Source organism: Chamaesiphon polymorphus CCALA 037, from assembly GCF_003003845.1.
GTDB lineage: Bacteria > Cyanobacteriota > Cyanobacteriia > Cyanobacteriales > Chamaesiphonaceae > Chamaesiphon > Chamaesiphon polymorphus.
Genome location: NZ_PVWO01000004.1, coordinates 19,539 through 38,806, shown reverse-complemented (window position 1 = coordinate 38,806; position 19,268 = coordinate 19,539). Strand labels below are relative to the sequence as shown.

General features: G+C 46.4%; 21 protein-coding genes and 1 pseudogene. 8 read left to right on the top strand and 14 right to left on the bottom strand.

Annotated elements, in window-relative coordinates; translation table 11 throughout:
• Positions 1–225 precede the first annotated feature (225 nt).
• Positions 226–636, bottom strand: coding sequence for an IS200/IS605 family transposase (tnpA, locus tag C7B77_RS00655; RefSeq protein ID WP_106299391.1), 411 nt, complete (start codon positions 634–636; stop codon positions 226–228).
• Positions 637–692: 56 nt separating this feature from the next.
• Between tnpA and C7B77_RS00650 the strand changes: the two genes are divergently transcribed.
• From C7B77_RS00650 to C7B77_RS00635, 4 genes are all read left to right on the top strand, one after another.
• The gene (locus C7B77_RS00650) at positions 693–1,967 is read left to right on the top strand and encodes an RNA-guided endonuclease InsQ/TnpB family protein (protein ID WP_106299390.1); all 1,275 of its coding nucleotides are present in this window, start codon (positions 693–695) and stop codon (positions 1,965–1,967) included.
• 39 nt (positions 1,968–2,006) lie between these two features.
• Positions 2,007–2,924, top strand: a complete 918-nt coding sequence (locus C7B77_RS00645; RefSeq protein WP_106299389.1) for an o-succinylbenzoate synthase — start codon at positions 2,007–2,009, stop codon at positions 2,922–2,924.
• A 220-nt stretch (positions 2,925–3,144) separates the two neighbouring features.
• Entirely contained in the window at positions 3,145–4,095 is a 951-nt protein-coding gene (locus C7B77_RS00640) for a hypothetical protein (protein WP_106299388.1), read from the top strand.
• Between the two features lie 52 nt (positions 4,096–4,147).
• Positions 4,148–4,462: an SH3 domain-containing protein gene (locus C7B77_RS00635; RefSeq protein ID WP_106299387.1), complete on the top strand. Its 315-nt coding sequence runs from the start codon at positions 4,148–4,150 to the stop codon at positions 4,460–4,462.
• A gap of 377 nt (positions 4,463–4,839) precedes the next feature.
• On the opposite strand, the gene C7B77_RS00630 is transcribed toward C7B77_RS00635, so the two are convergent.
• From C7B77_RS00630 to C7B77_RS00620, 4 genes and pseudogenes are all read right to left on the bottom strand, one after another.
• Entirely contained in the window at positions 4,840–5,166 is a 327-nt protein-coding gene (locus C7B77_RS00630; RefSeq protein ID WP_245893962.1) for a TFIIB-type zinc ribbon-containing protein, read from the bottom strand.
• Positions 5,167–5,223, bottom strand: a pseudogene (locus C7B77_RS31600) (hypothetical protein); the annotation flags it as partial.
• Between the two features lie 199 nt (positions 5,224–5,422).
• Complete coding sequence (patD, locus tag C7B77_RS00625) at positions 5,423–5,770, bottom strand: heterocyst frequency control protein PatD (protein ID WP_106299386.1); 348 nt, start codon at positions 5,768–5,770, stop codon at positions 5,423–5,425.
• Positions 5,771–5,808: 38 nt separating this feature from the next.
• Entirely contained in the window at positions 5,809–6,039 is a 231-nt protein-coding gene (locus C7B77_RS00620) for a hypothetical protein (protein WP_146138126.1), read from the bottom strand.
• Positions 6,040–6,110: 71 nt separating this feature from the next.
• On the opposite strand from C7B77_RS00620, the gene C7B77_RS00615 reads away from it, so the two are divergent.
• A complete protein-coding gene (locus C7B77_RS00615) occupies positions 6,111–8,423 on the top strand; it encodes a RelA/SpoT family protein (RefSeq protein WP_106299384.1) in 2,313 nt (770 codons plus the stop codon).
• 377 nt (positions 8,424–8,800) lie between these two features.
• On the opposite strand, the gene C7B77_RS00610 is transcribed toward C7B77_RS00615, so the two are convergent.
• Together C7B77_RS00610 and C7B77_RS00605 are read right to left on the bottom strand one after the other, a co-directional pair.
• Positions 8,801–9,076: a hypothetical protein gene (locus C7B77_RS00610; protein ID WP_106299383.1), complete on the bottom strand. Its 276-nt coding sequence runs from the start codon at positions 9,074–9,076 to the stop codon at positions 8,801–8,803.
• Between the two features lie 84 nt (positions 9,077–9,160).
• Entirely contained in the window at positions 9,161–9,919 is a 759-nt protein-coding gene (locus tag C7B77_RS00605) for a response regulator transcription factor (RefSeq protein ID WP_106299382.1), read from the bottom strand.
• Between the two features lie 543 nt (positions 9,920–10,462).
• Between C7B77_RS00605 and C7B77_RS00600 the strand changes: the two genes are divergently transcribed.
• Positions 10,463–10,711: a DUF6761 family protein gene (locus C7B77_RS00600; RefSeq protein ID WP_106299381.1), complete on the top strand. Its 249-nt coding sequence runs from the start codon at positions 10,463–10,465 to the stop codon at positions 10,709–10,711.
• A 198-nt stretch (positions 10,712–10,909) separates the two neighbouring features.
• On the opposite strand, the gene grxD is transcribed toward C7B77_RS00600, so the two are convergent.
• From grxD to C7B77_RS00570, 7 genes are all read right to left on the bottom strand, one after another.
• A complete protein-coding gene (gene grxD, locus C7B77_RS00595) occupies positions 10,910–11,233 on the bottom strand; it encodes a Grx4 family monothiol glutaredoxin (protein WP_106299380.1) in 324 nt (107 codons plus the stop codon).
• Between the two features lie 111 nt (positions 11,234–11,344).
• Positions 11,345–11,602 carry a BolA family protein gene (locus tag C7B77_RS00590; RefSeq protein WP_106299379.1) on the bottom strand — a complete coding sequence of 86 codons (258 nt, stop codon included), beginning with the start codon at positions 11,600–11,602 and terminating at the stop codon, positions 11,345–11,347.
• A 67-nt stretch (positions 11,603–11,669) separates the two neighbouring features.
• Positions 11,670–12,122: an NAD(P)H-quinone oxidoreductase subunit N gene (locus C7B77_RS00585; RefSeq protein ID WP_106299378.1), complete on the bottom strand. Its 453-nt coding sequence runs from the start codon at positions 12,120–12,122 to the stop codon at positions 11,670–11,672.
• A 199-nt stretch (positions 12,123–12,321) separates the two neighbouring features.
• Complete coding sequence (locus C7B77_RS00580; protein ID WP_106299377.1) at positions 12,322–13,077, bottom strand: hypothetical protein; 756 nt, start codon at positions 13,075–13,077, stop codon at positions 12,322–12,324.
• Between the two features lie 169 nt (positions 13,078–13,246).
• Positions 13,247–13,429: a hypothetical protein gene (locus tag C7B77_RS29510; protein ID WP_181243655.1), complete on the bottom strand. Its 183-nt coding sequence runs from the start codon at positions 13,427–13,429 to the stop codon at positions 13,247–13,249.
• Positions 13,430–13,478: 49 nt separating this feature from the next.
• Positions 13,479–14,699, bottom strand: coding sequence for an FHA domain-containing serine/threonine-protein kinase (locus C7B77_RS00575; protein ID WP_106299376.1), 1,221 nt, complete (start codon positions 14,697–14,699; stop codon positions 13,479–13,481).
• Positions 14,700–14,887: 188 nt separating this feature from the next.
• The gene (locus C7B77_RS00570) at positions 14,888–16,909 is read right to left on the bottom strand and encodes a hypothetical protein (RefSeq protein WP_106299375.1); all 2,022 of its coding nucleotides are present in this window, start codon (positions 16,907–16,909) and stop codon (positions 14,888–14,890) included.
• A 502-nt stretch (positions 16,910–17,411) separates the two neighbouring features.
• On the opposite strand from C7B77_RS00570, the gene C7B77_RS00560 reads away from it, so the two are divergent.
• Together C7B77_RS00560 and C7B77_RS00555 are read left to right on the top strand one after the other, a co-directional pair.
• Positions 17,412–17,885, top strand: a complete 474-nt coding sequence (locus C7B77_RS00560) for a CRR6 family NdhI maturation factor (protein WP_106299373.1) — start codon at positions 17,412–17,414, stop codon at positions 17,883–17,885.
• A 169-nt stretch (positions 17,886–18,054) separates the two neighbouring features.
• The gene (locus C7B77_RS00555) at positions 18,055–19,104 is read left to right on the top strand and encodes a zinc-dependent dehydrogenase (RefSeq protein WP_106299372.1); all 1,050 of its coding nucleotides are present in this window, start codon (positions 18,055–18,057) and stop codon (positions 19,102–19,104) included.
• Positions 19,105–19,268: the final 164 nt, after the last annotated feature.

Sequence of the window (19,268 nt, the reverse complement as noted above, 5' to 3'; positions counted from 1 at the left end):
GTTAAGGTTACAGGCTTGCTCATTGTCAAACTTTAACCCAATTTGACTACCTCTCTCCAAAATGAGCGAACCGTGAGTTAACAGCAGCAGCCCCGCGCTCTATCCGCCTCGGATGAGCGTCGGGAAGAATGCTGGCGAGGTGACGATTGCACCCCCGAACGAAGCAACAATCTTTAGATCTTGGAAGAGAGGGGGTGCATGAGGAGACGAGCAAAATCCCTTGGCTTACTCTGGTGTATTTTGTTGTTCAATGTACTGCCGAAGAACAGATACAGTAACACCACCGCAAGAAGCAATAAAATACGACTCATTCCAAAGCACATCTTTCCAGTAAAAATTATTGACGTGTTCAGAGAACTCACTTCTAATTCGACGACTAGATACTGACTTAATGTTGTTAACAAACTTAGGTAACTCCATCTGTGGATAGTATTGAAACAGTAGATGAATGTGGTCTTCCTCGCCATTAAACTCAATCAACTTACAATCCCACTTCTGGCATAGATCGAATAAAATCTCCTGTAATCGCTTCAACATCTCTCCAGTAAAAGCTTTGCGACGATATTTAGTCGTCAGCACTAGATGGGCTTTCATGTCAGATACGGATCTACCGCTAGAGACATAATCGTTTTTCATTGTCAATCCTGGTTACTTCTGATATAATCAGTGTAGCTTAGAATAGCAACGCCGATATGCGAACTGCTCACCAGTACAGATTAAGACTGACCAAACAACAGCAATTCACAATTGATATGTGGATAGAGCTTTGTCGTCGTCAGTATAATTATCGGCTGGGTGAACGGTTTAATTGGTGGGAGCAGAATCGATGTGATATTAATTCATGTCCGCTCATCTGTCATTTACCAGAGTTAAAAGATCGTCCCGATCTGTATTCTCAAAAGCGGGATTTAGTCAATACTAAACAACTGCTCAGTGAATACAAGGAAATCCCTTCTCACACGCTGCAAGATGTTATTGCACGGGTGGAGAAAACTTTTGATAGATGGCTTAAAGGCGATAGCAATGGGAAGCGCAGCGGCAAGCCAAGATTCAAAGGTCAGGGACGTTATCGCTCAATCGCATTTCCCGATCCAGTAAAGCCAGAGCATATCAAAGGTAATCTGATTCAGTTACCTAAGATTGGTAATCTCAAGGTGATTTTGCATCGTCCTATTCCTGATGGATTCAAGGTAAAAACTGCTGCGATTGTCAAGAAAGCTGACGGTTATTACATCACCTTATCTTTGCAAGATTCCTCTATTCCTGAACTCACTCCCGAAGTTCCAACCCTAGACAATACTATCGGTATCGATCTTGGATTGAAATCTTTTCTGGTTTATGATTCGGGAGAAGAAGTTGTTATTCCTCAGCACTACCGCAAATTAGAGCGGCGATTGAAGAAAATCCAACGGTCACTTTCTCGTAAAAAGAAAGGGTCTAAACGTCGCAAGAAGGCAATTAAACGAGTTGCCAAGGCTCATTTAAAAGTCTCGAATCAGCGCAAAGATTTTCATTACAAAACCGCCAAAAAACTTCTAAGCATAGGTAAAAATATTGGACATGAAAATTTAAATATTAAAAGCATTGCCAGAACTAGAATGGCAAAGTCTACTCATGATGCCGGATGGGGTCAATTTCTGCAAATACTCTCGGTTAAAGCTGCAAATGCTGGACTAATGACGATTGCTGTAAATCCAAACGGTACAACTCAAGAATGCTCTAGTTGTGGTCAAAAAGTCCCTAAGACTATCCAAGATCGTTGGCATGAATGTCAGTGTGGATGCTCTTTGGATCGCGACCACAACGCAGCAAAAGTAATCAAGCATCGGGCGGTGGGTCATCTCGTCCGTAAAGCTCAGGAAGCGGCGCGCGCTCTGGAGGTTTCCTCCAGTAAAAAGCGCGACAAGACAATGCCCGATGGGATACCAGGGGTCACTGAGAAGCCCGCGCTCTATGCGTCAGCATGAGCGTCGGGAGTATGTTCACAAATGCAGGTAAATAAGAACATGTATAAATTTACCTATTCAGTCTATCGACGTCCATTTCGACAACCGCTGACAACCAGTCATGGTAAGTGGGAAATTCGAGAAGGCATCATTATTCAACTCACAGATCCTAGTGGCAGATCCGAGCTTGGCGAAATCGCACCAATTCCGTGGTTTGGCTCAGAATCGATCGATCGATCGATCGAGTGGTGCCAGCAAGTTGGCGATAATATCAACACGGACAAAATTTATCGGATTCCCGACGAGTTACCCGCCTGTCAGTTTGGATTTGGCAGTGCTTTGACAGCTTTCGATCTGTCCAGATCTAGCACGCTCGCACCCCATTTCGAGCTTAGTGGTTTATTACCCGCAGGAGCCGCTGCAATTGCCCAATTACCCGCTTTAGTGAGGCGGGGGTACTCTACCTTCAAATGGAAGATTGGAGTACTGCCGATCGTCCAAGAGGAGGCAATCTGGCGACAATTGCTTGTAGATCTCCCCATAGATGCCAAACTCCGGCTCGATGCCAATGGGGGCTTAACTCAGACAACCGCCGAACGTTGGTTGGAAATTTGTAGTGCCGAAGCGCGGATCGAGTTTATCGAGCAACCTTTGGCACCAGCAGAGATCGAGCGGACGATCGCGCTAGCAGCTAGGTATCATACCCCAATTGCCCTCGATGAATCTGTCGCGACATTCGATCGGATTCAAGCGGCTCACGCACGGGGTTGGCGGGGGATCTATGTCATCAAACCAGGCATTGCCGGATTTCCCTGGCGGCTGGCAAAATTTATTACACGACATCAGCTCGACGTAGTATTTTCGGCAGTGATGGAAACTAAAGTCGGCACCGCCGCCGCTTGGCGATTGGCAGCAGACTTAAAAATTTCTCGCAGTCTGGGTTTCGGGGTAGAGGACTGGTTTGACGACGATCTATAGAATCGTAAAATCTGGCAACGCGATCGAAACTATCCGGCTGGCTCTATAAAAGCTATGAAATAAGGACTATAGCTTCGATCGATCCTAGCGGCAGATGATGCGATCTTTTTTTTGGCAATCTCAGCAAATTTTTCGGAAAACACTGAGGAAGATTGTAGATTAACTCACAACGCTAGCTATGGTCGGTAGCGATCTCATAGCCTATTTCAAGTAGAAATATATGCATAAGGTTCTAATTGTGGCTCGAACGCTCGGATGGTGCGCAGTCGCCCTGGCGATCTGTAGTTGCAATTCTAATTCGCCATCTAATGCTCAAAATATTAGCTCGATCGCCAATCCTGTCTCGTCGCCGAATCCCTTGGCACAGCCAGCACAACCGAGCATCGAAAAATCGACACCAGATTCAGTGGTGAGATCGTCTCCTGCTGAAGTATCTAAATCGCCGCAGATGGGAACGACTCCCTCTGAGTCAGTAGTGTCAGAACCTTATGTAAATCCGCTCGACTCGATCGCGCTTAATGCTAAACAGCGAATTGCTAACGATCCTACCGCTCGATCCAAATCGGCTGCGTTAACTCCGACTCGACTCAATCCCGACGCTAACGATAGCAAGGCTCAAATCCAACAGTTGAGTAAAGCTCTAGCATTAACCAAGCAACAGCCGCAATCGCCATCTCAAAATCGGATTTCTGCATCAGCTTCTTGTCGAGCTTTTCCCTGTCTGATTTTAAGTCGAGATCCCAGCAACGCTCAGAATAGATTCAACAATCCGATCTATAAATTGACTGCTTATCGCGATCGAACATCAGATTCCATCTTCCAACTCGATGCTGTCACTGGTCGAGGATTTACCCAAGCCAGAAATCGCTACCAAAGCGATACAGACGCGCCCTTACCAGACGGATCGTATTCTGTCGTACCCACAGTCGTCAAGGGCACGATTCGCGAGGTAGGCGGGACGATGGTACCGATTTTTCCCAAGCCTGGATTCAACCCGCGTATGCGAAGAACCGCTCTCGGTATCCACTGGGATCCGAGTTTCGATAAGGACAACAAAGAAGATGGTACATCGGGCTGTATCGGGATGACCAACAAGTATGACTACCACAAAGTCAGAGACTTCGTTTTGAAATATCGCCCGCGCTCTTTAGAGGTGCGGATTACTCGATAAATCGAACGAATTAGATCGAAAAAATAACCAATCAAACACATCAAAAAATATCATGAAACGTCAATCTATTAGTGCGGCAATCTGCTTGGCAATCGCAACTAGCGCAATCTCGATCGTACCTGCCTTCGCACAATCTGGCCCCGGAAATTTTGGTGGGGTGAGTACCGTCTACAGTTGCAGTCGCGATGGCGATCCGATCAATCTGCGCGCTCGTGCTGGTCAGCAATCTAGAGTAATCGGTAGAATTCCACCGGGTAGATCGGTAGTGTTAATTGGCAATGCCCGAGTTGCTGGTGGTTATACCTGGAGAAAAGTCAACTTTTTTGGAGCAACTGGTTGGGTCAGAGGTGACTTTTTATGTAGTTAATTTAATTGATAATTGAGAATTGCGGATGCGCGCTCGTCGGGTTTCCCGACGGTTTAGCGCACCAAGCAGAGAATTGATAACTGAGAGGGTAGGGGTAATTTATGAATTACTCCTACCCTCTGTTTTGACGATCGCGTTTTAACAAATAACAGAGATTGAAATCCCCCACCTAAAAGGTGGGTTGTTGTTATGGTGGAGGTGAAATACCCACCATAACAACCCAGTCATCAATTATCAATTATCAATTATCAATTATTAATTAACTCCGATCGCGATCGAATCGCCGCATCAAATAAGCAGCCGCAAAATCACCATTGGGATGTTGAACTAGCACCTCAGCCAGATCGAAAACTCGCTGCGCCATTTCCACCCCAACCTTATCGATAACCGCTTGACGTTCGAGCGCATTCAGATGACTGGCCGAGTCCTTCCCATCCCCCCCGATCGCACAAAATCCCGCCACAAGTGAGACAGTGTTCGACATAAAATGGTTGCTTGAGCGCGATTTTGCCTCTAGCCATCATGGTAGAGCATTCAGGACAAGGTGCGGCTTTGGCATCTAAGGAACTGGGTGTATATGGCAGATGATAATTCTGCGCTATCGTCTCGCGGCTGGGAACGACCGCTGGACGCTCCGATCTCCAGCCTTGATAGTTCCGACCAGAAATCCACTCTCCCTCACACTTCGGACAATGTTTTGTCAACAGCAGATCGCCGATAATTCCATTTACTAGCTCAGATCTACATTTAGGGCAATGCATTTTTTAAATCACTTGGCAATTATAAGGTGATAGTCGCCGCTAGCGCGGCAGAGGTTCCGGCTACCGTAGAGACGAGCAGAAAATACCGTAATTATTTTTAGTACATCTGCTGCCGATCGTCAGCAGGCGCAGCAAAGAACTACATCTCTAGTTTAGTCTTCCTCAGATTGTTGTGAGGATATGAATCGATCGAAAATGGTTATGGTTGCAAACTAGCGATCGCTGCTTGGCAATATTCGAGCAATAGTGTTAATTTTTCCTGATAGGCTTGACGGCGTTGTTGAAGAGTTGTGGGATTGCGTGCGGCAGCCATAAACATGGCATCCATTGGTAGTAGCCGCAATAGCCGATGGCTTTCGGTTAAATACGATCGCATTTTACCAGCCAGCGGCTCGGCCAGATCGAGATCCTGAGTGAGGATCTCCGACTCAAAAAACTCGATCGTCTGTCGGAGACTGACTTTCAGTTCGGGCATCGAGTCGCTGGGCAAGTCGCTCAAGTGGGTAAATAATTGTTGCCACATTAAAATCTGTTCGGATGGCAACATAACGAAATTAGATAGAATAGAATATTATGTAAATAATTTTACACTTCATTTTCTCGATCGAACGCTACATTCTCGGCACTCAGATGTAGCGATTTTTGCACTACATTAAGTGCCATGTAAATTGAGCGCGATCTGGCGATCTCCAAGCAGCGCAAGGTAGCTCGCCGCATCGATTTTGGCATTCGCTGTCCGACTAAATCGATAACATCGTAGTTGGTGTCATCGTAACTATTGTTTAGCCACTCTTTGCAACCTCGACGAGCCATCATTCCCCACTGGGAGATTTAGATGGTTCGGATTGAAGTTAGTTCCGATTATTTATATCCTATTCTCTTCAGTTATGACCACTCCTCTCTCTCTTTCCACTGAAAATATCGATCCTGTGACAATTGTCAACGATCCCGATAACGAAATCGTTTACGATTGCGATATTCCTGACTGGTTGCAACAGTGTTTGGATGGAGAAGACAATCCCGATCCAGCCATGGATCTCGAGCGCAAATTGATTAAGAGTGCCTTTGAATTTGCTTACGAATTACATGGCGACCAAAAACGCAAATCAGGCGAACCGTACATTTGTCACCCGATCGCAGTTGCCGGATTGCTGCGCGATTTAGGTGGCGGCGCACCGATGATTGCAGCAGGATTTTTGCACGATGTGGTCGAAGATACGCCGATTACGATCGATGAGATCCAGACGAGATTCGGTCAAGAAACAGCACATTTAGTTGAAGGCGTTACTAAGCTATCAAAATTTGAATTTTCAAGCAAGAAAGAGCAACAAGCCGAAAACTTTCGGCGGATGTTTATCGCCATGGCGCAAGATATTCGGGTGATTGTAGTCAAGTTGGCAGATAGACTGCATAATATGCGCACCCTCGACCATTTACGCACCGAACGACAGCAAGCAATCTCCCAAGAAACTCGCGATATTTTCGCGCCTTTAGCTGACAGGTTGGGTTTGGGACGCATTAAGTGGGAATTAGAAGATCTCTCATTTAAATATATCGAAGCTGAAGATTATCGCCGAATTCAAGATCTTGTCGCCGAAAAGCGCACTGCTAGAGAATCTAGAATTGCGAACGTGACTGAGATGATCCGCCATCGACTCGATCGAGCAAAGATCGAATATGTCGATATTAGTGGCAGACCGAAACATCTCTACAGCATCTATCAAAAGATGCGCTACCAAAAGAAAGAATTTAGCGAGATTTACGATTTGACGGCAATTAGAATTATTGTTAAATCCAATCATGAATGTTATTTAGCCCTCGCCGAAATTCACGATGCGTTCAAACCAATTCCCGGCAGATTTAAAGATTACATCGGCTTGCCAAAAAACAACCGCTATCAATCCTTACATACTACCGTAGTCGGCTTTACAGGTACGCCACTAGAAGTCCAAATTCGGACATTGGAAATGCACCATGTTGCCGAATACGGGATTGCCGCACATTGGAAATATAAAGAAGCGGCAAAATCGGATAAATCGGGAACGGAAACTTCTGAAGCAGGCAAAGCCACCTCGAATAGACGCACGGAAGTCGATGAAAAATTTGCCTGGTTGCGCCAACTATTAGAATGGCAAAATGACGTTAAAGACGCGATCGAATTTGACGACCATCTCAAAGATCATTTACTCGAACGCGACGTCTATGTCTTCACCCCCAAAGGCGAAGTCGTATCGTTGCGCCAAGGCTCGACACCTGTAGATTTTGCCTATCGGATTCATACCGAAGTTGGCAATCACTGTGCGGGAGCCAAAGTTAACGATCGCATCGTCCCATTATCGCGGACGCTTAGTAACGGCGATATCGTCGAAATCATCACGCGCGAAAATAGCCGTCCGAGTCTCGACTGGCTGAATTTTGTCGTCAGTCCCGGCGCGCGCAACCGGATTACCCAATGGTATAAGCGATCGCATCGCGATGAAAATGTCGCCAGAGGACGAGAATTATTAGAGCGCGAATTGGGCAAAAATGGCCTAGAAGCACTGTTAAAATCCGAACCGATGTTGGCAGTCGCCCAACGCTGTAATTACGTCACTGTCGAGGATTTACTCGCCGGATTGGGCTACGGCGAAATTACCCAAAAGACGGTAGTCAATCGCCTCCGCGAAATGGTCAAAGATCGGGAAGCTCCCACCCAAGAGTTGCCCCCAACCACCGCACCCAAGCAAACTTCACCCCAAAATAGTGACTTCCCCATTCTCGGCATTGAGGGATTATTACATCACTTAGCTGGTTGTTGTAGTCCGATCCCTGGCGAACCAATTATCGGCATCGTCACCCGCAATAGTGGTATTTCGATCCACCGTCAAGGCTGTGTCAATGTCGAGCAGATGGACGGAAATCGCTTGCTACCCGTAAGCTGGAATAACCAAGTTACCAAAGAAAAAGCGCGGACTTACCCCGTCAGCGTCCAATTGGAGGTACTCGATCGAGTCGGCGTGCTCAAGGATATCTTATCCCGATTGACCGATAATAAGATTAACGTGCGATCGGCTAACGTGATTACTCATTATGCCAAACCTGCAATCATCGATCTGTCGATCGAAGTCAGCGATAAAGCACAACTCGATCGCTGTTTGGCTCAAATCAAACAGATGAGCGACGTGCTTAATATTCGTCGGCTCAACCAGTCGGATAATTAGTGGATGGGTGGATGGGTGGATGGGTAGATGGGTAATGGCGCGCAGTTCCACAATACCTCAAGTCTTCTGTCTTCTACTGTCTACTTTCCATCCACTATCCACTATTCACTATTCACTACCCTCTGCCTTCGTTAACTAGCAAAATCTAACAATACTAATTTATTTATTCAAGGAGTAATACAAGATGGTTTTTGATGAATCGATGCAAAATGCACTTGCTGGCGGACTTGCGATCGCGATCGCGATCGGTGCAATGTTAATGATGTTTAGTAATGTTTGGACTACTAAAAAGTAAGATCGATTAGTCACGAATATCTCGATCTTTGCCCTAATTGGCAACTCGATCGAGGTATCGTCATGTGAGATTTAAAGATTTACTAGTCGCCGATATTTAGCTCTGCATATCGCTCTAGCTGAGATTCTCTTTGCAGACCATCTCGATCTAGACATGAAGATTCCGAACACGAGGGGAGCGTGCCGATCGCTTCAAGATCGCGGAGAATATAGTTAAGCTGATTGGCAATCGACCCGATCGAGATTTGCGACTGACAATCGCGCTGACGAATGGCTTGCAAAAAATGCAATCGCATTTGCCAAGTTGAATGGTTGGGATGCTTGGTGAGGTATTCTAAGACGGCTTGACGGTTAATCATGTTTACTACCCAATTATCCAGTTAGGAACATTGTCCCTCAGCCCTAACTGATTATGTAGATATCTTAACATTTTTGTCGCTATTCTAATAATTCAGCCGATAGCCAATTTTGCGGACAGTCTCGATGGGATCGGGATGTCCGAGCTTTTTGCGGAGCGTGAGGACGTGACTATCCACCGTGCGGGGGTTGTCGATATCGATATCCCAGGCGCGTTTGAGCAATTCATGCCGATGCACTGGTCGTCCGTTGGCCTGCGCTAAGACATAAAGTAAACTAAATTCTTGAGGGCTGAGATCGATTCTAGTTTCTAGTGACTCCTGACGGCTCGAATCTGGCGATTTGTGAGAATTTGTGCTGGTTGCAACAGTCTTAGTAGCGTCGAGATCTGTCAGCGGTAGATTTCTCAGATAAACGCAACGGCGCACTAAATCGATGCGTAAATTGCCATAAGTCAGATCTGTCGGAATCGTGTTGGCAATCCGGCTGCGCCGCAGTAAAGCTGCCACTCGTGCCAAAAATTCTGGCATTCCAAACGGTTTTTTGAGATAGTCGTCTACTCCAGCGTGGAGCGCGCTGACTAAATCGATCTCGCGAATTCGTGCCGATAGCATCAAAATCAGCGAATTGCCTTGAGGATACAACCACTGACAAAATTCGATGCCCTCGCCATCTGGTAAATCTGAAGCTAAGATTGCCAGCGTCGGCAGTTCGCGCGCGCAGTGTTGGTATGCCTGTGCTAGCGTCCCTGATTGGTTTACCTGATAACCAGCTTGTTGAAGATGCCAAGCCAAAAGCGATCGCAAGTTGTGATTGGCTTCAATAATGTGAATCTGCACACTCATGGTCGGGATACATTTCCTGAGTCTCGATCGATATTACAGATCGAACTTACTTTACAACTACTTGCCATCTTAATCCGATCGCGAGTAACTTTCGGGCGATCGCCCATAGCTAAAGATGCGATTATGGGCAGATATTGCCATTATTTCTGCAAAAATTACGGTTGTTCGCGTTCTTTTCTGAAAGTGGAACATAAACTCATCGGCTAGCCGTCTATAATTTACCTATTGGGTTAACGTTGTTATCTACAGACCGATCCCCGCCTTAGCACGACAGCCAATGTGCGGCGCGATGCAGATAACGATCGCAACCTTTCCGGATCGATTGCCTTTAACTGTGAAGTATATAGATATCATATTTCTATAAATCTACCCCGCCCTTAGCAAACTTAATTTACAACTATTTAGCCTCAGCGTGCGTTTCGGTCAAGACACGCAAACGTGTATTTTCCACACCTCAAATTATCGAATATTTAGAGTACAGTGAAGATATGCCCCATTGAACAATTTTGAGATACCCTATTTAGTAAATCGAGGGATTTAGCTATGCTGCAAACTATAGAAACGATCGGGCATTACCAAAAGATTACGGACGCCTTAGTTGAAATGTGGCATCGAGGATACCGCTCCGATGACCTGCGTCTATATCTTGATGGCTATTTGGCTGCATTAAGGAGTACGAATACGCTAGAAGCATATCAAATCAATCGACTTGAGGAGGAAGTAATTCGTTATGTTTACGATCCCTCGAATTTTGAAAGAGTCGAACTTCAGCGCGAACCCGATTATTATTAATCGTTAGATTGTCGTTTAATCCGATCTCTACCGATCGATACATTCTCGCTCCGCAAGCTTAATCTTCCTCACCTTAATTTTCAGCAGTGCTCGATCGATAAAAACCGAGCAGCCTAATTAAAGGGAGGGTAGATCGACGATCTACCCTCCTCTTGATTTGAATTTTAGTCGCTCCAACTTGGAACGACTGACATCAATTTAGCTAGCTAATGCAACTTCCACCATTTGTTGAAGTTCGCCCTTTTGGTAAAGTTCTGTCATTACATCCGAACCGCCAATAAATTCACCATCGATATACACTTGTGGAATTGTCGGCCAATTAGAATATTCTTTCACTCCTTGGCGAATATCTCCATCTGCTAAGACATCGACAGTTTCGTAAGGGACGCCGAGAATATTTAAAATTTGCACGACTTGATTGGAAAATCCACATTGGGGCATCATTTTAGTGCCCTTCATGAATACCATAATCTTGTTATCTGCGATTAATTGACCGATTTTTTCTGATACTGGAGTAGTCATAATAAGTTCGAGAATATAGAGAATCAAAATTAACTGTTATCGCTGCTGCTACTGCGCGCGGCAAATTGCCAGATGCAGCAGTAGATGCACGCCAAACGATGGCTGCGTTACCTATTTTTCAGCTTGCCATGTTGCGGGGGTATAAGTTTTGAGAGCGAGGGCGTGAATTGCACCACTAGCCATCGCTTCTTTCACGGTACCATAGACCAACTGGTGTTGTTGGATCAGCGACTTGCCTTCAAACCGATCTGAAACTACCACCGCTTGATAGTGATCGCCGCCGCCTGTCAAATCGGTAATCTGAACGATCGATCCGGGGAGTCCTGCTTCGATCGAGGCTTTAACTTGACTGGGAGTAATCGCGCTCATACTAAAAATTAGTCTAGTTACTTTCGGGTCTACTAATTATAACTGGAGTGTCCAGAACTAATCTAGCCTATGCATTGGCGACATCCGCAAGCTTAACCCAACTAAATTTGCGATCGCCACCTAATTCGATGACAACTTTGACGCGCGGATCGATCGTGGGTAATTGGGTGAGATAAGCTAATTCTTGTTTGGAGAGCACCTGTCCGTCGATCAGCCACACTACCAACCCTTTAGAAGTCGGGAGTAGATTGTTGAGGAAGGTGTCGAGCATCGGTGGGATATAATACGTGCGAATTTCCTTTTTGCCCAAGTGAGCTGGACGCACGCCATGCACTCCGGTGAGGTAGGCACTGATATCGCCCAAACCTCTGGCAGATAAGCGCATACTCTCGTAGCCAGTGGCGCGGAGTCGCCGCTGATAGCGACCCTCATAACCGCCTTCTAAGGGGACGTATACACCTAACGAGCCAGCTTGTTCTAGATCGCGGATAAATGGCTTACCAGTAGTAATTAGGGGCACAGTCTCGATATCCTTATTAACAATTAGTTTCGGTTAGTGACGATCGTCAATTGTCAGTTATAAATCTTTTGACAATTCGATCTCGTTAGCGTAGCCGCGCTAGAGAGCTAATCGCAAGATATAGATCTTCAGCGGCGCAACGCTTTACTCGCTCATTCTCCCTCTAATTATGCCACGGGATGAGAGCCTCAACCCATATCTACTTGAGAATGTTCACGCCATCATAGATGAGTGCGATTAATTCACCGCGATCGTTAAATTCGATCGCCGATGCTTTGGGGGTGACGATCGTAATATTTTCAAACGCCCAGCAACATCCACAAGACTGAGCTAAATCCACGAGTAATTGTATTTGGGGGATATCGATGCCAATTTGGTGAAAATAATCAAAATAGCTCAAGTAGGCAATCCGATAATCTTGCAGTGCGCTAGGGAGCGACAAGGTATCGAGTAAGGGATAACTCTTTTGGAGTTCTGAAATTGAAACTTGATTTAAAAAATCGCCCAGGAGATCGAAGGCCATATTTTGCGCTTCGTCGAGCACTACCGCGCGCGGATTGGCGTAAGCTTTGACAACATCGATAAACGCAGGCTGAATTTGACAATTTATCTCGCGATCGCAAGTATCGCAGATTTGGTGCAAAATGCGGCTGCTGACATCGACTAAATCCGGACGATTCATCAAAAATGTTAAGGCAGTCAACGGATTTTCTGTCCACAGAATGTTCGATCTATCTAAGCCAGCATATAAATAGCAAGCATCGATGGCCTTCTCCGCACGTTTGCGATCGGTAGTCCGATCGACTAAAATTTTATCCCACTTGTCCCTAATTTGGGGGATAAAATCTACTTCTAATTTGACTAACTTTCGACGTTCGGTTGACACTTTGGCTAAATATTGGGCTAGAGATTCTCTTTTTATTGCTTGCGGAGGAATATCAGTGGATAATAACATATTACTTGTGTCTTTAATTAATTATGCTTGTCCTGTGTTTATGAAGACAAACGAATACCAGTAATTATTAAAATTTAATTTAGAGCGATCTTTGAGAAGAATATTGACTGTTACTAACCAGACTTTGCGCCTTCAGGATCGCAGATCCAAGCGGATTAATATCTAAATTCTAACTGACGATCGCATTGAATCGCATGGTCAATTTGGCCGATCCGGAAGGGAGTGGATGGGTGGATGGGTGGATGGGTGGATGAGTGGATGAGTGGATGGGTGGATGAGTGGATGAGTGGATGAGTGGATGAATGGGTTCATAGAGCGCAAAAGGACGCTTGCGTCCACTCCCAACTCCCAACTCCCAACTCCCAACTCCCAACTCCCAACTCCCAACTCCCAACTCCCAACTAATTCAACGGACGAGCGAGTTTGCGGAGATCTTGAGCTAGCTCTGCGGCGGTTTGATAACGATCGATCGGGCGACGTTGGGTGACTTTATCGATCGTTGCTTGCATTTGGGGCGACACGAGGGGGACGCTGGAGAGATCGAACCGATAGCCGTCGGGGAGGAGTTGGATAAAATCAGCCGGATTGCGCCCAGTGAGTAAGAAAATTAAGGTCGGCCCGATCGCGAATAAATCTGACTGGGTAACGGGTTTGCCGCTATTTTGTTCTGGTGCCATGTAATCTGGCGCACCAATTTTCGTACCGCCGAGGGTGCCGATCTCTTTCACGGCACCAAAGTCGAGTAAAAAGATCCGGCGATCGATCGTCCGCACCAAGATATTGGCAGGTTTGACATCGCGATGGATCAGTGGCGGTTGTTGTTGATGGATATAGCCCAAGATCTCGCACAATTGAATCATCCAGTCGATCGCTTGGGCGATATTGACTTTGCCACGCTCCATCACATACAAGTCTAAATCTTGGCCGTGGATCAGTTCCATCGCCAAATATTTGCGTCCGTCGGCGACGAAGAAATCATAATATTCGGGAATGCCAGGATGGTGCAGGCTTTGGAGGATTTTAGCTTCACGCTCGAATAATTCCTGCGCTTTGGGAATTACCGCCATATCCGCATTCATTTCTTTGAGTACCAACAATTTAGCCTTATCCCAAGCTAAATAAGTGGTACCCATACCGCCTTGTCCCAGGGTTTTGAGGACTTGATACTGCCTAATCTGACGAATGACCGTAACTGGCTCGCCGCAGTGGATGCAAAATAAGGTATTGGGTGGGTTGTCTGGGTGTTCGCACTTGACGGGAGCCGCTGGTAAGTGGACGTGTAGCGGCGCGACATCGAGTTCGACGGTTAATAATGTCCCGGCGTTAGATAATTCGATCCGAGCGTCATTAGTGACCAGAGTAGAGCCTTTGCCCTGGACGACAGCGATTTGGTTGACAGAAGTACCATTGGGGCTATGATTGCTAATTTCCCAATAGCCGCCACCTTGACGCAAACTCGTATACGAAATTGTGGCATGGAGCCGCGAAATTGAGGGTCGATCGATGACGACTTGGCGTTCGGGAGATCTGCCGATCTCAATCGGTGCTGGGGGGGTAAATTGCCACTGCTGTAAGATCTGAGTCCTCTGCTCGTCCCACAACGAAATTTGAATATTTTTCATCGAGCCTGTGGCAATTTCCCATCCCTAATTACTAACCGAGAAAAATTAGGTGTAAAGCCTCCCCGTTGACGGGAGAAATTAAACCTAATTATTCATTATGACAATCTTCTGTCCTGATGAATCGGCAGATACTACGCAAATAGACAGAAAGAGATAATTATCAATTATCAATTATCAATTATCAATTATCAATTACCGACCGAACGTGGTGTCAAGAGCAGCCGCCAATTAGCAACATAGGAACGAGCATCGCTATAAATGGGACTTCGCCGACCGATGGTTGCGGCTAAGTCGATCGCCACGGAGATCTTGCCCTGACGATAAATATTAATAGCACGTTCTAGCGTGCGTCGATCGGCAATTTCTTGTAGTTCTAGCCTCCAGTAGCGAACTTCGGCTTGGGCATCGCGATACAGCGATCGACCGGGAGCGATCCGATTGGCGATCTCGATCGCGCCAGCGAGATTGCCGCCTTGGGCTGTGGCGATCGCGTTATTGAGAATCGGGCGATCTTCGATCGTCTGAATTTTCTCGTTCCATTCGGCAACAGCAGCGGTAATTTCTTCACCCAGCGGGCGATCTTTGGTGATTTTCCCCGCTAACTTCACCGCAGCTTTGAGATTGCCTAAAGAATCGCCCTTGTTGACGATCTGTTTGGCTTTAGCGAAAATAACCCGATTGTCGATGGTTTCGATCTGCCGATTCCAGGTGGCAACTTCGCTTTGAATCGTTTGCCCGACTTCACTTTGAGCGGGGACTTGCTTGGCAGTTTCGATCGCCATTGCTAGGGTTGCTGGCTGTTGGAAGCTGGCAATCGAGCGCGCCCACTGGAGTTGGGTTTGCTGTTTGAGCATCGATCGCCAGTTAGATTGCTTGGTGCGCGCGAGGGTGTAAATCGGACTGGTTTTAGGAATTTTCTTGACTTGCGCGATCGCGTCAACCATCGCTAGCATGTGCCGTTTACCCGCCCAGACATGTGCTTGATTGAGCTTGACCCAATCTTGCGCTTCGGCGTAAATCGACACGTCCTGGGGCACTTTTTGGACGATCTCGATCGCGTCGTTAAAGTTCTGCTGTTTGTACAAATCGACACTCAAGCCGACTAAATGCCGACTCCATTTGCTCCGCAAAGTTTGGCCTTCCTGATAAGCATAGCTACTAGGGTCGATGAGATTGGCCAGTTTCATCGCTTTGACGATCGGTTCTGGCTGTTGGGGTAAGGGCACTTCAACTTCTTTACCCTTTTTGCCAGCCGCTTTGACTGCCAATTCCATCCGTTTGGCGCGAGTATTGTAGTCATCACTATCTTTGTCTACCAGTGCGTCTTTGGCTTCTTGGAGCTTATCCCAAGCATCGCGCTCGATCGCCAGCTTAGCAGACATTTTATCGTGCTTGAAGCCGCTCCAGTAGCTGCCCCGCATCCGTTGCACCGATTGCAAGATGACAAATGCTTGATTCCAATCGCCAGTTTTCATCGCGCGCTCGAATTTGGCATCAATACTGGCACTATCCTGGGCTTGAATCGACCATTTCGCGATCGTTTCTTGAGTGCGATCGTAGATGGGACTAGTGGGAGGGATAATTTTGAGCGTCGCGATCGCTTTGCCGATCTGACCTTCATTAAGTTGCTTGCGCCCAGCTCTGGTTAAGTCTTCCGACCACTCTTTGAGCAAGCGTTGCGATTCGCGGTAGAGCGGATGACGATCCGTCCAATCTTTGACCAGATCGACCGCAATCCTCAGCTTGGGTACTTCCTGGGTATCGGCACCGACTTGAGCGCAGTAGAGCCGCTCGGCATCGGTAGAAACGGGCAAAGTACCCTGACAAGTTGGCGTCGGCGGTACCGCAATCAACAACAAATAACTAGTAATCCCCGTTCCACCTACCATTGCTGCCAGCACCGCCCAAAATGCCGACCAGGGGTTTAAAGTAACAGTTGGCAGGTTGAGCTTACTAATCGGTGCGACAACATCGCTAAACAGATCCTTATCGAAGATCTTGGACATCGCCGTAACTGTAGAGTTTTGGCTGGCCGCATCCGCTTGTAAATAGCCGCTCGGATCGGCCAGGAGATCGTCTCCGTCCGCCTCTGCACTCGATCGATCTGGAAGATCGACTTCACCGCTGTCTCTAGCCGATCTGCGCGATTGAAACTTTTTCCATGCGGATACTATTTGCGTCCCGATCGCTTGCCTGTTGCTATTTTCCACTATCCTCTCCTCACACTCCAGCTAATTTTTAAGTTTATAGTAAAAATATTATTTTTATATTTGCGAGCTAATCTGTTACTTTACCAAGATCGTCCCCGATTGAGATCGCTAGATCTGCTCGATCTTCAAGTATTAAAATTTACATTTTGTCGACTTTTTCACATCTATACCATTAGTTTTAATTTAAGTTGCTTTTGTTTATAAAATCTTAATTAAGTAGCAAGGAGAACAGAAATAGCGAACGTTGCACGGGGACTTTTCGATCGTTAAGATAAAGACAAAAGTAGGGGTAAATTGCTAGCAATTAGCTAGAATGGATCGAGCTATGCCAGCTCTTGATTAGCTTTGAGACAACAGCAACAGGTGGGAGTCTGTCGAAAGAGTCAGATTGAGGAAATCAGTGTTGTAATTCTTTGAGTATCTTAACACTTACAATGATAATCTAAGATCGCTGTGACTATGTACTAAATTATCGATCGAAGTTTATATAAATCCCGAGCATATGACAACTGTTAGTATTAGCGAGCGTGCAATTCTGAATCTAGATCTATCACCGATCGCACCCGATCTCGATCGCTGGTTGGTAGATACCAATCCCAAACAATTCAATCTAGATATAAGACTAACGATCGACTATCCATTAGAACCGCAAGATCCGCGCGAACTTTCTGAAATTCCTGAAATAAGATTGTGGTTTATTCGGTTAGATGCCTGCTATCCACAGTTACCACTAATCCTCGATTGGCAAGCTGGAGAACTCGCTCGTTATGTCGCAATGCTCGTTCCCCATCAATTCAGTCGTAAGGACGGAATCCAGTACAATCCCGAAGCTCTAGAAATTTGGGTAATGCAGCGAGTATTTTTACTAACAGCTTGGCTAGATGCCCAACAAATCACCGATCGATCGCGCCTGAAATTCATGACTCAAATGCTAGGCTATGAGCTTGATGATGGTTTGTTTGACTTGTTGAAGTAAAGTGGCTTAGGGGGTAGAGGGTAGTGAATAGTGGATAGTGGATAGTGAATAGAGAGTAGACAGTAGAATGCAGAAGACTTGAGGTATTGTGGAACTGCGTTCCATTACCCATTACCCAATTATTACCCATCCACCCATCCACCCATCTACCCATCCACCCTCTAAACCTATGAAGGCACAAGTATTTCGTGGAGTCAATCAACTCAGCTACGAAGAGATCCCAGTCCCAGAGATTGCCGCAGACGAGGTACTCGTCCAAGTCAAAGTAGTCGGCTTATGCCAGTCGGACATCAAAAAAATCCTCTATCCGCTCTACGCACCACCTCGCATCTTCGGACACGAGACGGCGGGAGTCATCAGTCAAGTAGGTGCGGATGTGCACGATTGGCAAGTCGGACAGCGAGTGGTAGTGATGCACCATATACCCTGTATGCACTGTGGCTACTGCCTCCACGAAAATTATTCCATGTGCGATGTTTACAAAAATATCACCACGACGGCGGGATTTGCGCCCAGCGGTGGTGGCTTTGCCGAGTACGTCAAAGTACCGGGCCACATCGTTCGCAACGGCGGTTTGATCCCAATTCCCGATGCAGTTACCGACGAACAAGCCAGTTTTGTCGAGCCGACAAATTGCTGTCTCAAAGCTGTCAAAAAAGCGAATATTCAAGCTGGAGATACAGTTTTAATTACTGGTGCTGGCCCGATCGGGTTAATGTTTATTATGTTAGTCAAGCATTTTGGAGCTAAAGCAATTTCGACTGACTTGATACCCGCCAGAGTAGAGAAGGCTCTAGCAGTAGGTGCCGAAGCTGCCTTCGACGCACGCGATCCCGATCTCACTGCCAAAATTCACGCCTTAACAGGTGGAATGGGAGTCGATACTTCGATCCTCGCGGTACCCAGCGATAAAGCCTTTTTCCAAGCCTTAGACTGCACTCGTAAAGGTGGCAAAATCCTGTTTTTTGCCGAGTTTCCCGATGAGTTAGAAATTCCGATTAATCCCAATGTTTTGTATCGACGCGAGATCGATTTAATGGGTAGTTATAGTTCTTCGTTTAGGGTTCAGGCATTATCGGCAGATCTGGTATTCAATCATCGCATCGATGTGGATGCTTTAATTAGCGATCGCTATCATCTTAAAGATCTCGATAAAGCGGTAGCTCAGGCAACGAAACCGACAGCAGAAACCTACAAAATCTTACTATACAACGATTAATTGTAAACCGAAAAAATCCCCTCCCAGGAGGGGTGCCCAACGGGCGGGGTGGGTAGATTTTCACTAAGCACTAGTTAGATCTAATTTTGACTGTACTAACTAAGTTAGAGCATTTGGAAATCTATTAGTGCGATCGTAGATGGTGAACCCACCCCGCCCTTCGG